This is a genomic window from Candidatus Kurthia intestinigallinarum (assembly GCF_003991225.1).
In the GTDB taxonomy this organism is placed as follows: domain Bacteria; phylum Bacillota; class Bacilli; order Bacillales_A; family Planococcaceae; genus Kurthia; species Kurthia populi.
The window spans coordinates 1-14,564 of sequence record NZ_JTFC01000022.1 but is presented as its reverse complement, the minus strand read 5'-3'; the positions used below and the strand labels follow the sequence as shown (position 1 = coordinate 14,564).

Below are 14,564 nucleotides of genomic sequence, written 5' to 3'. Positions count from 1 at the left end.
TTTATTATTTACCTAAACAGAATTGAGAGAACAGCTGATTGATTAATTCATCTTGTACTGTTTCCCCAATAATTTCACCGAGAATTTCCCAAGAGCGTGTTAAATCCATTTGAATCATATCCACAGGAACACCTGCTTCAGCAGCATCGATGGCATCGCGAATGCGGTCCTTCGCTTGGTGAAGTAGGGCGATGTGGCGCGCATTTGACACATAAGTTGGGTCTTCCGCTTCCACTTGACCAGAGAAGAATAGACGCGCGATGGCTTCCTCGAGTTGCTCGATGCCCTCGTCTTGTAAAATCGACGTCGTAATTACTTCATGACCGGCCGCGAGTTCTTTAATACGGTCTAAATCAATATTTTGTTCAAGGTCTGTTTTATTCACGACGACGATATAGTTCATATCTTGTACCGTTTCAAACAGGCGCTCATCCTCTGGAGATAGCACTTCATTATAGTTCATTAACAATAAAGTTAAATCGGCGTCGCGCAGTGCTTCACGCGAACGCTCTACACCGATTCGTTCAACGATATCTTCCGTTTCACGAATACCAGCCGTATCGACAAGACGAAGTGGTACGCCGCGAACATTGACGTATTCCTCAATAATATCACGAGTTGTCCCCGCAACATCTGTCACGATTGCTTTATTTTCTTGCACTAAATTATTTAAAAGGGATGATTTACCGACATTTGGACGGCCTAAAATGACCGTTGATAAACCTTCACGTAAAATTTTACCTTGTGAGGATGTATTTAAAAGTTTCGTAATTTCCGATTCTACCCAACCGCAGTTTTCAAGCATTAACGGAATCGTCACTTCTTCGACGTCGTCATACTCTGGGTAGTCGATATTTACCTCAACTTGAGCTAAAACTTCTAAAATCTTTTGGCGGAGTGATTTCACTAAGCGTGATAATTTACCGTCCATTTGACCAAGTGCGACATTCATCGCGCGGTCTGTTTTTGCACGAATTAAATCCATTACAGCTTCTGCTTGAGAAAGGTCAATACGGCCATTTAAAAAGGCACGTTTCGTAAATTCTCCTGGATCTGCCATGCGCGCACCATTACGAAGGACTAACTGTAGTACGCGATTGACTGTTACAAGCCCACCGTGACAGTTAATTTCGACAACATCTTCACGCGTAAATGTTTTAGGACCCTTCATTAATGACAACATCACTTCCTCGACGATTTCTCCTGTGTCGACTTCCTTTAAATGGCCATAATGAATTGTATGCGACGCTTGGTCCACTAATTTTTTGCCACTTGGTGAATGAAAGATTTTATCGGCAATTGCAACTGCCTCATCACCACTTAAGCGTACGATAGCAATCGCACCTTCACCCATAGGGGTTGAAATCGCAGCAATTGTATCAAACTCCATAAAAGATTCCCTCCTAAATAGTTATCCACATGTGAATAAGTAATTTCCTAACTGTTGATTCTAACATATTCTACGCTCACGTTATAGCGAGCTGTTTGAAGGAAAAATTTTCCTCCATACAATAATAAAAGCCCTTCTCAAAAATATGAGAAGGACTCTTTCACAATCCTTATTAAACGTTATAAAACTGGTTCGATCACTAAGTGACGGCGATTATTTTCGCCTTCTGAAAATGTATCAACGTCCAAACGTTTTGACAACGCATGATGGACGACTTTTCGCTCCGCCGATGGCATAGGTTCAAGCACGACTGCCTTGCGCGTACGCACTGCTTTATCCGCCATATTATTCGCAAAATCAACAAGTGATTCTTCGCGGCGATTACGATAATTTTCCACATCCAATTCTACCATAAGAAAATGATTTGTGTGTTTATAAATGACTAATTGCGTTAATTGTTGTAAAGAATTTAATGTTTGTCCACGCTTGCCAATTAATAGAGCTGCTTTTTCGCTTTTCAAATTAATTAACAACAGTTTGCCTTTTTTTTCTTCCACATCCATCGTCAAATCATCGATGCCCATACCAGCAGCTACTGTGTATAAGTACTCTTGTACTGCAGCAATTGTTTTAGAATTATCGCGGCGCTTTGGCGTTTTTTCGATAATTTCTGGCGCTGGTTGTGAGTTATCCACCGAGTTATCCACTGGTTGTGGAAAACTTTCAGACTTTTCTGAAGTGTTATCCACATTATCCACTGAGTTATCCACTGTATCCACAATATCTGTGGATATGTCGGCCTGGTTATCCACACTCTCCACAACATCCTGTGGTTTGTCCACAGTTGGGGTAGGGGATAACTCTTTTTCAGTGACAAGTACACGCGCTTTTTTCGCGCCAAGTCCTAAAAAACCTTTTTTCGGTTGTTGCAGGATTGAGATATCCACCTGTGCATAACTTAAATTTAATTCTTTAAGCGCCAAGTCGATTGCCTCATCCACAGTCTTGCCGATTTGAGTTGCTTGTTTCATGTTAAAGCCCCCCTAAATTCCAGGTCATCATCCAGTTATCCACAAAGTTATCCACTTTGTGGGAAAATCTTAATTTATTTTAGCATGGTTTACGTGTTTTGCTCTACCCGTTCTTTTTAAAACTTTCGCAACTTTTAATACATGTTCCAGACTTTTCTTTGTGTCGAAAAAGTCCATAGTGGCCGCCGGTTTTCTGGCGATAATGACATAATCCATGGACTGGGCCAATTCTTGATCCAGTTCATGGAACGCTTGACGGATATGGCGTTTGATTTGGTTACGCACTACGGCATTGCCTAGCTTTTTATTCACTGACAGCCCGATGCGAAATTCTGTTTGCTGTGGCTTTTCCAAACAGTAAACAACAAATTGACGGTTAGCGAATGATTTCCCTTTTTTAAACACCTTTTGGAAATCGCCGTTTTTCTTCACTCTGCGTTCTTTTTTCATTCTTGCACCTGCTTTATCCTCTATTGTATATAGAAGAAATTTGTCGTAATAGTACGGAAAGACGTTCCCATTCAGACCACTGGGAACGCCTTTCATCTTCTTCCTCTTTTTAACTTGTTCGATCAAGCTCTTTAAAGAAAAAAGACCACTGAATTGGTCAGTGGACTTATGCTGATAAAACTTTACGGCCTTTACGACGGCGAGCTGCTAATACGCGGCGACCGTTTTTAGTAGACATACGTGCGCGGAATCCGTGCACTTTGCTGTGTTTACGTTTTTTTGGTTGGTATGTGCGTTTCATTATATACACCTCCTACTACATGAAAGTCTATTAAAAAAAATTCATTACAGACAGTCCTTGCTATTATAGTGGTTTCTCCTATCTATTGTCAAGTTTGTTTATTAAAATGTTTCTGAAAATAGGGGAGTGCAATGCATTATTTTCTGTGGTAAAGTTAGTCACATTCCGTCTCACTTTTCCACAAGAACAGTGGATAACTCTGTGGATAATATTTTTCAGTAAAAAAGTTATACACAGCACTTATCCACAGGTTATCCACAAATCCACAGGGTGTGCATAACTTGCCTGTGTATAAATATACATTCTGTGGATAAGTACTTCAAACTATTGATTTAATAACGATTTATTGGTATGCTATCTGTGCATAACCTTGTGGATAACTTTTTATATACAAAACTTATCCACACTATCCACAGGCTGTGGATAACTTTCATCCACAGGGTGTGGATAGTTTTTTTTTTGCTTGTGGATAGTGTGGATAACATACATGCACTGAACTATATTGTGTGGTATTTTCTCACACAATATTTTTTTAAGAAAGGGAGAAGCCAGCTTGGATCACTTAGATGAACTATGGGAAAAGGTTTTATCTGAAGCGAAAGAAAAAATCTCTAAACCAAGCTTTGAAACTTGGCTTAAATCTACAAAGCTTCTTGCTTATACTGGTGATGCTGTAACCGTTGTTGCACCGAACTCATTCGGTCGTGAATGGTTAGAGAATCACTATGTAACGTTGATTTCATCTATATTAGAGGAATTAACGGGCGAATCATTACAAATTCGCTTTATCGTGCAGCAAGATGCCGACCTAGAGGATTTTGAATCGAAACCAATGAAACCTAAACCTAAAGAGAAAAAAGAGGAAGAAGAGCCGATATTTGACCAGGCAACGATGTTAAATACGAAAAATACATTCGATACATTCGTTATTGGTTCGGGTAATCGCTTTGCGCATGCAGCATCACTTGCTGTAGCTGAAGCACCTGCAAAGGCCTACAACCCCCTATTTATTTACGGCGGCGTTGGACTTGGGAAAACGCATTTAATGCATGCTATCGGGCATTACGTATTAGAGCATAACCCAAGTGCAAAGGTCGTTTACTTATCTTCTGAGAAATTCACAAACGAGTTTATTAACTCGATTCGTGACAATAAAACCGAAGAATTCCGCAACAAATACCGCAAAGTAGATGTGCTATTAATTGATGATATTCAGTTCCTAGCGGGGAAAGAATCTACACAGGAAGAGTTTTTCCACACCTTTAATACCCTTCACGAAGAATCAAAACAAATCGTTATTTCAAGTGATCGACAACCAAAGGAAATTCCTACATTAGAAGACCGCTTACGCTCACGCTTTGAATGGGGTTTGATTACGGATATTGCGCCTCCTGATTTAGAGACGCGTATTGCGATTTTACGCAAAAAAGCCATTGCAGATAAACTAACAGTGCCAAATGAGGTCATGCTATATATTGCGAATCAAATTGATTCAAATATTCGTGAACTTGAAGGTGCTTTAACGCGTGTTGTCGCCTACTCTTCATTAGTAGGGGAGACCATCACACCCGATGTGGCGGCACGTGCGCTGAAAAGTATCATTCAGGAGGGGGCACCAAGCTCACTTAATATTGGCGATATTAAACGCTCTGTTGGCGAACATTATCATATTGAAATCGATGAATTTGCGTCTAAAAAACGTACGAAAACTATCGCATTTCCTCGTCAAGTTGCGATGTATTTATCGCGTGAATTGACCGATAATTCACTGCCGAAAATTGGTGATGAATTTGGTGGTCGAGATCACACGACAGTTTTACACGCACATGAAAAAATCAGTTCACTCTTAAAAGAAGATATTCTTTTACAAGAAGATGTGAAACAGATTAAGATTACATTAGGCCAGTCATAAGCTGTTTTTAACCTGTGGATAAGTCACTAAGTTATCCACAGAGTTATCCACAGTTTATCCACAGGTGGATTGTTGATATACCAGTGCTTGAAGGCACTTATCCACAGTATCCACAGGCCCTACTATTATTTCTTTTTTAAATACTAAATATATATATAATATAAGAGAGGTCTTATTACATGAAATTTGATATCCAACGTGACCATTTATTAAATGGTGTAAATGACGTTTTAAAAGCTGTAAGTTCAAAAACAACGATTCCTATTTTGACTGGGATTAAATTAGATGCCACTAAAGATGGACTAGCTTTAACAGGGAGTGATGCAGATATTACAATCCAAGCATTCATTCCAGCTGAAAAAGATGGTGAAGAGTTAATCCATGTAACAGAACCAGGTTCAATCGTGTTACAGGCACGCATGTTTAATGAAATCGTTCGTAAGCTTCCTACAAACGATGTTGAGATTGAAGTAGCAGATAGCTATGAAACACGTATTCGTTCAGGAAAATCAGATTTCCATTTAATCGGCTTAGATGCTTCTGAATATCCAATGACACCAGATGTAACGAATGATAGCCAATTCACTTTAGCAGCGGATTTATTAAAACAAATTATTCGTGAAACTGTATTTGCGGTATCAGCAAGTGAATCTCGTCCCGTATTAACAGGCGTAAACTGGCAAGTAAAAGACAAAGACTTAGTTTGCGTTGCAACAGATAGTCACCGTCTTGCTCGTCGTAAAGTAGCTTTAGATAATTTACCAACGAATATGACAGGTGTTGCAATTCCAGGGAAAAGCTTAAATGAACTAAGTAAAGTCCTACCAGATGATCAAACATCTGTGGATATTTATTTAAATGCACAGCAAGTTGTCTTTAAAACAAATGATGTTGTGTTCTATTCTCGTTTATTAGAAGGCAACTACCCTGACACATCTCGTTTAATTCCAGAAGAATACCAAACAACAATTAAACTAAACGGTAAAGAATTATTACAAGCAATCGACCGTGCGTCATTACTTGCACGTGGCGACCGTAACAATGTGGTCCGTTTATCAATTGTGGATAACCAAACAATCGAAATTTCTTCTAACTCACCTGAAGTGGGTAAAGTAGAAGAACAAATTCCAGTTGAAGTATTTGAAGGCGATGATTTACGCATTTCATTTAGTGCGAAATTTATGATGGACGCGCTAAAAGCCATTGATGGCCAAGAAGTAGTGATTCAATTCACAGGTGCAATGCGTCCGTTCATTTTACGTTCTGTCCATGACGATGCTATTTTACAATTAATCTTACCAGTTCGAACTTATTAACAGCCTTATCCACAATATGTGGATAACTTTAACAAAAACGAGGACTCTACTCCCCCTCCGACAAGAATGGATGGGAGTCTGAGTCCTCGTTTTTTCAATAGAGAAAAAGGCACGCTGTGAATAACTTCAGCTTCTTTTACTTCTAGCCAAAATTTCGGTACAATATAGTAATAATGAGCAAAATTGAAGAGGATGAAAAATTTGAATCAAATTAAAATCAAAGATGAGTTTATTACGCTAGGACAATTTTTAAAATTAGCAGATATTATTAGTTCAGGCGGTCAAGCAAAATGGTTTTTACAAGAATATGAAGTGTATGTCAACGAGGAATTAGAAGACCGTCGAGGACGTAAATTGTATATTGGCGATGAAGTTGATATTCCTGGAGAAGGCCGCTTCGAAATTGTTACTGGAGAGTAGCCAATGTACATTGAACGTCTGAAGTTAACAAATTATCGAAATTACGATACAGAAGAACTGACATTTTCTAAAGAAATCAATGTTTTCATCGGGCAAAATGCGCAAGGTAAAACGAATGTCATGGAAGCCATCTATGTGCTTGCGATGGCAAAATCTCATCGAACATCAAACGAGAAAGAATTGATACGATGGGACACAGACTATGGTAAAATAGAAGGTGACATTCAAAAGAAATATGGTCGCCTTCCGCTTGAATTTATCATCTCGAAAAAAGGTAAAAAAGCGAAGGTCAATCACTTAGAACAAAGTCGTCTAAGCGACTATATCGGACAAATGAATGTTGTCATGTTTGCACCTGAAGATTTAACGGTCGTAAAAGGCAGTCCACAAGTTAGAAGACGTTTTTTAGATATGGAGATTGGGCAAATTTCTCCGGTCTATTTACACGATCTTGTGACGTTTCAAAAAATATTAAAGCAGCGTAATCATTTATTAAAAGATAGTCGCGGTAAAAAGTTGGATGAAACACTGTTCTCGATTTATACGGAGCAGTATGTAGCAGCGGCTGTGAAAGTGATTCGTAAACGCTTTGAATTTATGGAGCTTTTGCAACAATGGGCAGATCCGATTCATTTCGGTATATCACGAGAACTTGAAAAGCTCGAGATTAAATATCGTCCTGTTAGCGGATTGGAGCGAGATTTTACAGAGCAGCAAATGTGCGAACATTTATTGCAAAAGTTAGACGAACAAAAACAACGAGAACTTGAGCGCGGTGTGACGCTCGTTGGTCCCCACCGTGATGACTTAGCATTTTTTGTAAATGGCTATGATGTACAAACATACGGCTCACAAGGGCAACAGCGTACAACCGCTTTATCATTAAAGCTTGCGGAGATTGAATTAATTCAGCAAGAGACTGGCGAAGCGCCGATTTTACTGCTCGATGATGTTTTGTCTGAGCTAGACGACTATCGCCAATCGCATTTATTAAACACAATACGTGGGAAAGTGCAGACGTTTGTGACAACGACAAGTGTTGATGGAATTGAGCACGAAACAATACGTGAAGCGAAGATGTTTCATGTGAAACAAGGTTCTGTAGACGTGTAATACATCGCGTTTTCAGAGCCTTGTCAGGTTCGATAACAAAAATGGAACGCCATGAAAGAGTAGGTGGAGTAATAATGGCAGAAGAAACAAAGCCGGCTGCATATGATGCCGATCAGATACAAGTATTAGAAGGTCTAGAAGCTGTCCGAAAACGTCCAGGGATGTACATCGGTTCAACAAGCTCTAAAGGTCTTCACCATTTAGTATGGGAAATCGTCGATAACAGTATCGATGAAGCATTAGCAGGTTATGCGACTGATATCGTTGTAGCCATCGAGAAAGACAACTGGATTCGCGTTGAGGATAACGGTCGTGGGATTCCTGTTGATACACAAGAAAAAATGGGGAAACCAGCCGTAGAAGTTATTATGACTGTGTTACATGCCGGCGGTAAATTCGGCGGCGGCGGATATAAAGTATCAGGCGGTCTGCATGGTGTAGGGGCATCGGTTGTAAATGCGTTATCAACAACCACAATCGTTCAAGTACACCGCGACGGTCATATCCACGAAATTATTTTTGAACGTGGTCAAACAGTACAGCCTCTTAAAGTAATCGGGGATACAGACCATAATGGTACGACAACTCGCTTTAAAGCGGACCCTGAAATCTTTAAAGAAACAACTGTTTATGAATACGATATTTTAGCGCACCGCGTACGTGAGCTTGCTTACTTAAACCGTGGTATTCGCATTTCAATCGTTGATGAGCGTGAAGGACAAGAACGTCGTAATGATTATCATTACGAAGGCGGGATTAAATCTTATGTTGAACATATCAACGAGAAAAAAGAACCGCTTCATGAAGCAATTGACTTAAAAGGTGAAAAAGATGGAATCTCAATTGAAATTGCGATGCAATACAATTCAGGCTTCGCATCAAACATCTTCTCATTTGCGAACAACATTAATACGTATGAAGGTGGTACACATGAGTCTGGTTTCAAAACAGCACTTACACGTGTTATCAACGATTACGCACGTAAAAACAATCTATTAAAAGCTGCGGATGCGAATCTTTCAGGTGAAGATGTTCGTGAAGGCTTAGTAGCGATTGTGTCAATTAAGCACCCAGACCCTCAATTTGAAGGTCAAACGAAAACAAAACTAGGAAACTCAGAAGTGAGCACGATTACAAACTCATTGTTCTCTGAGCACTTTGAACGTTTCTTATTAGAGAATCCAACGGTTGCTCGTACAATCGTTGATAAAGGGTTAGTCGCTTCTCGCGCACGTGTTGCAGCGAAGAAGGCACGTGAAATGACACGTCGTAAATCGGCGCTTGAAGTTTCAAGCTTACCTGGTAAACTAGCAGACTGTTCTTCTCGTCATCCTGAAGAATGTGAAATCTACATTGTAGAAGGGGACTCTGCAGGTGGTTCAGCAAAATCTGGTCGTGACCGTCACTTCCAAGCTATCTTGCCACTACGCGGTAAAATCTTAAACGTTGAAAAAGCACGTTTAGATCGTATTTTATCGAATGCAGAGATCCGTATGATGATTACCGCAATCGGTACAGGTATTGGTGAAGAATTTAATTTAGAAAAAGCACGTTATCACAAAATCGTTATCATGACCGATGCCGATGTCGATGGCGCGCATATTCGTACCCTACTATTAACATTCTTCTTCCGCTTCATGCGTCCGTTAATCGAAGCAGGCTACGTGTACATTGCACAGCCACCACTTTATCAAGTGAAACAAGGCAAGCACGTTGAATATTGCTACTCAGATGCAGAGCTACAAGAAATTTTAACGCGTCTTCCACAACAACCAAAACCACTTGTACAACGCTACAAAGGTTTAGGGGAAATGAACGCTGACCAATTATGGGATACAACAATGGACCCTGCGCACCGCGTACTATTACAAGTAGAGTTAGATGATGCGCTTGAAGCAGACCGCGCATTTGAAGATTTAATGGGTGATGACGTAGAACCACGTCGTCAATTCATTCACGAAAACGCAGTATATGTTGAAAACTTAGATATTTAGGTGAGCGAAGGGAGGTCACATACGTTGACTGAAGCAAATAACTCCGGTGTAAAGGGAGTAAATATTACAAAGACAATTAAAACGGCATTCTTAGATTATGCGATGAGTGTTATCGTATCACGTGCTCTACCAGACGTACGTGACGGCTTAAAGCCAGTACAACGTCGTATTTTATACGGAATGCAAGAACTAGGTAGTACATCTGATAAACCATACAAAAAGTCAGCACGTATCGTCGGGGATGTAATGGGTAAGTATCACCCTCATGGTGACTCTTCTATTTACGAAGCGATGGTCCGCATGGCTCAAGATTTCAGCTACCGCTATATGCTCGTTGATGGTCATGGTAACTTCGGTTCTGTTGATGGTGACGGCGCCGCTGCGATGCGTTATACGGAATCTCGTATGTCAAAAATCGCAATGGAAATGCTACGTGATATTAACAAAAACACAATCGATTATAAAGACAACTACGATGGCAATGAAAAAGAGCCAGCTGTATTACCAGCGCGTTACCCGAACCTTTTAGTAAATGGTGCTTCTGGTATCGCAGTAGGTATGGCAACAAATATTCCACCTCACCAATTAGGTGAAATCATCAACGGTGTATTAGCGCTTTCTGAAAATCCAGCGATTACAACCGAAGAACTAATGGAAATTATTCCAGGACCCGATTTCCCAACTGGCGGTATTATTTTAGGCCGCAGCGGTATTCGTCAAGCGTACGAAACAGGTCGAGGCTCAATTATGATTCGTGCAAAAGTTGAAATCGAAGAAAAAGCGAGTGGCAAAGAAGTAATCGTCATTCATGAACTTCCTTACCAAGTCAATAAAGCAAAATTAATCGAAAAAATTGCAGAGCTTGTACGTGATAAAAAAATCGATGGTATCACAAGTTTACGTGATGAATCTGACCGTACTGGTATGCGTGTCACAATCGATGTGCGTAAAGATTCGAATGCGAATGTCGTATTAAACAACCTTTACAAACAAACAGCGATGCAATCAAGTTTCGGTATTAATACATTAGCTTTAGTCAATGGCCAACCAAAAACATTAAGCCTAAAAGAATGTTTATACCATTACTTAGAGCACCAAAAAGAAGTCATTCGTCGTCGTACAGAGTTTGAACTTAAAAAAGCAGAAGACCGCGCACATATCTTGGAAGGTTTACGTATTGCACTTGATCATATCGATGCAATCATCGCGCTAATTCGTGGTTCACAAACATCAGATGTTGCGAAACGTGGTTTAATTGAGGAATTCAAATTATCTGAACGCCAAGCACAAGCAATTTTAGATATGCGTCTACAACGTTTAACAGGTTTAGAGCGCGATAAAATTGAAGCAGAATACAATGAGCTTCAAGCGTTAATCCACCGATTACGTGATATCTTAGCGAATGAGGAAAAAATTATTGAAATCATTCATACCGAATTAAACGAAATTCGTGAAAAATTCAATGATGCTCGTCGTACAGAAATTATCGCAGGTGGCGCTGGTATGATCGAGGATGAAGATTTAATCCCTCGTGAAAACTCAGTACTTACATTAACGCATAATGGTTATATCAAACGTCTACCTGCTAACACTTACCGTAGTCAGCGACGTGGTGGTCGTGGTGTACAAGGTATGAATACGCATGAAGATGACTTTGTAGAACATCTATTGTATACATCAACGCATGATACGATTTTATTCTTCACATCAAAAGGTAAAGTATTCAAAGCAAAAGGCTATGAAATCCCTGAATACGGTCGTACTGCGAAAGGCTTGCCAATCGTCAACTTATTAAACGTTGATAAGGGTGAGCATGTCACTGCGATGATTCGTGTTCCTTCATACGAAGAAGATGCGTACTTTATCTTTACAACACGTACAGGTGTAACAAAACGTACTTCATTATCGCAATTCGCCAACATTCGTACGAACGGCTTAATCGCTATTTCATTACGTGAGGACGATGAGTTAATTTCAGTACGTCTAACAGATGGCACGAAAGAAATCGTTATCGGTACACATAACGGGATGCTTGTCCGCTTCAAAGAAGAAGACATTCGCCCAATGGGACGTACTGCCGGCGGTGTCCGTGGTGTTCGTTTGAAAAATGATGACTTCGTAGTCGGCATGGAAATTCTAGAGCCGGGTCAAGAAGTATTAGTTGTTACAGCGAATGGTTACGGTAAACGTACGTCAGAAGATGAGTATCGTCTACAAACTCGTGGTGGTGTCGGTATTAAAACCATCCAAGTAACAGATAAAAATGGTCCAATGGCTGCTGTGAAAACAGTAACTGGTGAAGAAGATATTATGCTGATTACGGATAATGGTATGTTGATCCGTATGGACGTTGAAGATATTTCTGTAATTGGACGTAGTACACAAGGTGTTCGTTTAATCCGTTTATCAGATGGCGAACATGTTGCGACTGTTGCAAAAGTAGAAAAAGAAGTACCTGAAGATGATATCGATGGCGATGAAGCGTCTGAATCAGAAGAATAATTTATAACTATAAGAGACTAGGATTTATTCCTGGTCTCTTTTTTATGTAAATTAAATAATGTTAATCATATTTAAAATATGATAAGATACTATTGACCTATTATTGGAGTAAAAAAATAATACTAATGCTATATAAAAGTAAATTTAATGAAGCATTTGAATCAAATTAAAAGAAGAGGTGTTCATATGGAAGGTGTATTAACGAAAATACCAGAAGTTCGCTTAGGAAGTATTGTGTGTGAAGATATTATGGGAAGTACTCAGTCACCAATTATTAAAAAAGGGACAAAGGTAACGCGTGAAGTGATTCAAGTATTTAATGCCTTTCAGGTGAAGACGGCATATGTTACGGGACCTGTTATGTCTACGGATGTTATTGAGCAGCAGACCATGATTACAACACCGCTCAATTTTGATGAACCATTAACACCATTTAAGAAGCGCTATCGTAATGCCGTTGAAAAATTTAAAAATGAATTTTTAAGCTGGGAGTCAGGTGCGAAGATTTCAATTCCAAATGTACGAGAAATCATTCTACCTCTTATTAATGATACGCTGCGCTACCGTCTACGGATTTTTACACTGAACGAATATTCAAATCCACGTGACTATATTTACAATCATGCCATTTCAACAGCACTTATTACAGCGGTAATCGCGCAAAAAATGAATTACACGAAAGGTGAGGTGATTCAGTTGGCACTTGCTTCTATGATTGCAGACAGTGGAATGGCTAAAATACCGAAAAAAATTCGTGAAAAGGCTGGTCCTCTTTCACAGTATGAATTTCAGATGATTAAAGAGCATCCTCGCGACAGTCTTCTTATGGTAAAAGAACTTCCATTAGTTAAAACAGAAATGAAGATTGCGATTTTTCAGCATCATGAACGTTTAGATGGTAGTGGCTATCCATGTAACTCTGTTGGTAATACGATTACTGTGTGCGCACATATTTTAGCTGTTGCAGATGTATTTCATGCCATGACTTGTGAGCGTATATATAAGAAAGCAACGTCTTCCTTTAATGTAATTGAAATGATTCAAAAAGAAGAGTTCGGTAAATTCCATATTGAACCTGTGCAAGCGTTATTAGATTGTGTGACAGATGTTGGCTTAGGAACGAGTGTTATGTTATCCAATCATTCAATAGGACAAATTGTTTTTACGAATAAGAATAATCCAACACGTCCAGTTGTAAAGATTGTAGGTTTTGATGAAACGATTGATCTTTCAAAAAGCAAAGATTTATATATAGAGAAAGTTTTAGTGAAAGATTAATAATAGAAGAATGAACTTATAGGGGCTTTGTATTGTATATAATGCGTACGTAATACGCTTTCATACGTTATTTTCATTCAAATAGTTTTCTTTAAAATTATTTCACAAAAGTTGTTGACTTCAATGGGGAATCTCTATATAATAAATTATGTTGAGTCGCCAAGAGCGTGACCGACAAAAACATAATAAAATTTCTTTTGAAAAAGTTGTTGACAACTTTAAAAAGATGTGTTATTATATATAAGTCGTTAAGATAACGGCAAACAAAATGAACCTTGAAAACTGAACAAGCAAGATGTAATCACAATAAATTCGGTTCAATTGAATCGAAAAAAATGTTATCAAGCAAGATAACGCTAGCAAAGCAAATGAGCTTTCAAACACTTTTTATGGAGAGTTTGATCCTGGCTCAGGACGAACGCTGGCGGCGTGCCTAATACATGCAAGTCGAGCGAATGATGAGAAGCTTGCTTCTCTGATTTAGCGGCGGACGGGTGAGTAACACGTGGGCAACCTGCCCTGTAGACTGGGATAACTTCGGGAAACCGGAGCTAATACCGGATAATTCTTTTAGCCTCATGGCTTTAAGCTAAAAGGCGCTTCGGCGTCACTACAGGATGGGCCCGCGGTGCATTAGCTAGTTGGTGGGGTAACGGCCTACCAAGGCAACGATGCATAGCCGACCTGAGAGGGTGATCGGCCACATTGGGACTGAGACACGGCCCAAACTCCTACGGGAGGCAGCAGTAGGGAATCTTCCACAATGGACGAAAGTCTGATGGAGCAACGCCGCGTGAGTGATGAAGGTTTTCGGATCGTAAAACTCTGTTGTAAGGGAAGAACAAGTGCGTTAGGTA

At 39.6% G+C, this 14,564-nt stretch carries 11 protein-coding genes and 1 rRNA gene; 8 read left to right on the top strand and 4 right to left on the bottom strand.

From position 1 onward, the window contains the following. Positions 1 to 4: 4 nt before the first annotated feature. The 4 genes from mnmE to rpmH form a co-directional block, all read right to left on the bottom strand. A complete protein-coding gene (gene mnmE, locus QI30_RS05485; RefSeq protein WP_126989929.1) occupies positions 5 to 1,390 on the bottom strand; it encodes a tRNA uridine-5-carboxymethylaminomethyl(34) synthesis GTPase MnmE in 1,386 nt (461 codons plus the stop codon). 179 nt (positions 1,391 to 1,569) lie between these two features. Next, positions 1,570 to 2,421 carry an RNA-binding cell elongation regulator Jag/EloR gene (gene jag, locus QI30_RS05480; RefSeq protein WP_126989928.1) on the bottom strand — a complete coding sequence of 284 codons (852 nt, stop codon included), beginning with the start codon at positions 2,419 to 2,421 and terminating at the stop codon, positions 1,570 to 1,572. 69 nt (positions 2,422 to 2,490) lie between these two features. Then, entirely contained in the window at positions 2,491 to 2,871 is a 381-nt protein-coding gene (gene rnpA, locus QI30_RS05475; RefSeq protein WP_126989927.1) for a ribonuclease P protein component, read from the bottom strand. A 166-nt stretch (positions 2,872 to 3,037) separates the two neighbouring features. Then, entirely contained in the window at positions 3,038 to 3,172 is a 135-nt protein-coding gene (gene rpmH, locus QI30_RS05470; RefSeq protein ID WP_077590837.1) for a 50S ribosomal protein L34, read from the bottom strand. Positions 3,173 to 3,725: 553 nt separating this feature from the next. Here rpmH and dnaA point away from each other — a divergent pair. The 8 genes from dnaA to QI30_RS05430 all read left to right on the top strand — a co-directional run. After that, the gene (dnaA, locus tag QI30_RS05465; protein WP_126989926.1) at positions 3,726 to 5,084 is read left to right on the top strand and encodes a chromosomal replication initiator protein DnaA; all 1,359 of its coding nucleotides are present in this window, start codon (positions 3,726 to 3,728) and stop codon (positions 5,082 to 5,084) included. Between the two features lie 179 nt (positions 5,085 to 5,263). Beyond that, entirely contained in the window at positions 5,264 to 6,400 is a 1,137-nt protein-coding gene (gene dnaN / locus QI30_RS05460; protein ID WP_126989925.1) for a DNA polymerase III subunit beta, read from the top strand. 201 nt (positions 6,401 to 6,601) lie between these two features. Continuing rightward, positions 6,602 to 6,820 carry a S4 domain-containing protein YaaA gene (gene yaaA / locus QI30_RS05455; RefSeq protein WP_126989924.1) on the top strand — a complete coding sequence of 73 codons (219 nt, stop codon included), beginning with the start codon at positions 6,602 to 6,604 and terminating at the stop codon, positions 6,818 to 6,820. A 3-nt stretch (positions 6,821 to 6,823) separates the two neighbouring features. Beyond that, positions 6,824 to 7,933: a DNA replication/repair protein RecF gene (recF, locus tag QI30_RS05450; RefSeq protein WP_126989923.1), complete on the top strand. Its 1,110-nt coding sequence runs from the start codon at positions 6,824 to 6,826 to the stop codon at positions 7,931 to 7,933. A 74-nt stretch (positions 7,934 to 8,007) separates the two neighbouring features. Further along, positions 8,008 to 9,927 carry a DNA topoisomerase (ATP-hydrolyzing) subunit B gene (gene gyrB / locus QI30_RS05445; protein ID WP_126989922.1) on the top strand — a complete coding sequence of 640 codons (1,920 nt, stop codon included), beginning with the start codon at positions 8,008 to 8,010 and terminating at the stop codon, positions 9,925 to 9,927. 24 nt (positions 9,928 to 9,951) lie between these two features. After that, positions 9,952 to 12,429, top strand: a complete 2,478-nt coding sequence (gyrA, locus tag QI30_RS05440) for a DNA gyrase subunit A (protein ID WP_126989921.1) — start codon at positions 9,952 to 9,954, stop codon at positions 12,427 to 12,429. Between the two features lie 186 nt (positions 12,430 to 12,615). Next, positions 12,616 to 13,707: an HD-GYP domain-containing protein gene (locus QI30_RS05435; RefSeq protein WP_126989920.1), complete on the top strand. Its 1,092-nt coding sequence runs from the start codon at positions 12,616 to 12,618 to the stop codon at positions 13,705 to 13,707. 386 nt (positions 13,708 to 14,093) lie between these two features. Then, positions 14,094 to 14,564: ribosomal RNA gene (locus QI30_RS05430) — 16S ribosomal RNA — on the top strand; the annotation flags it as partial.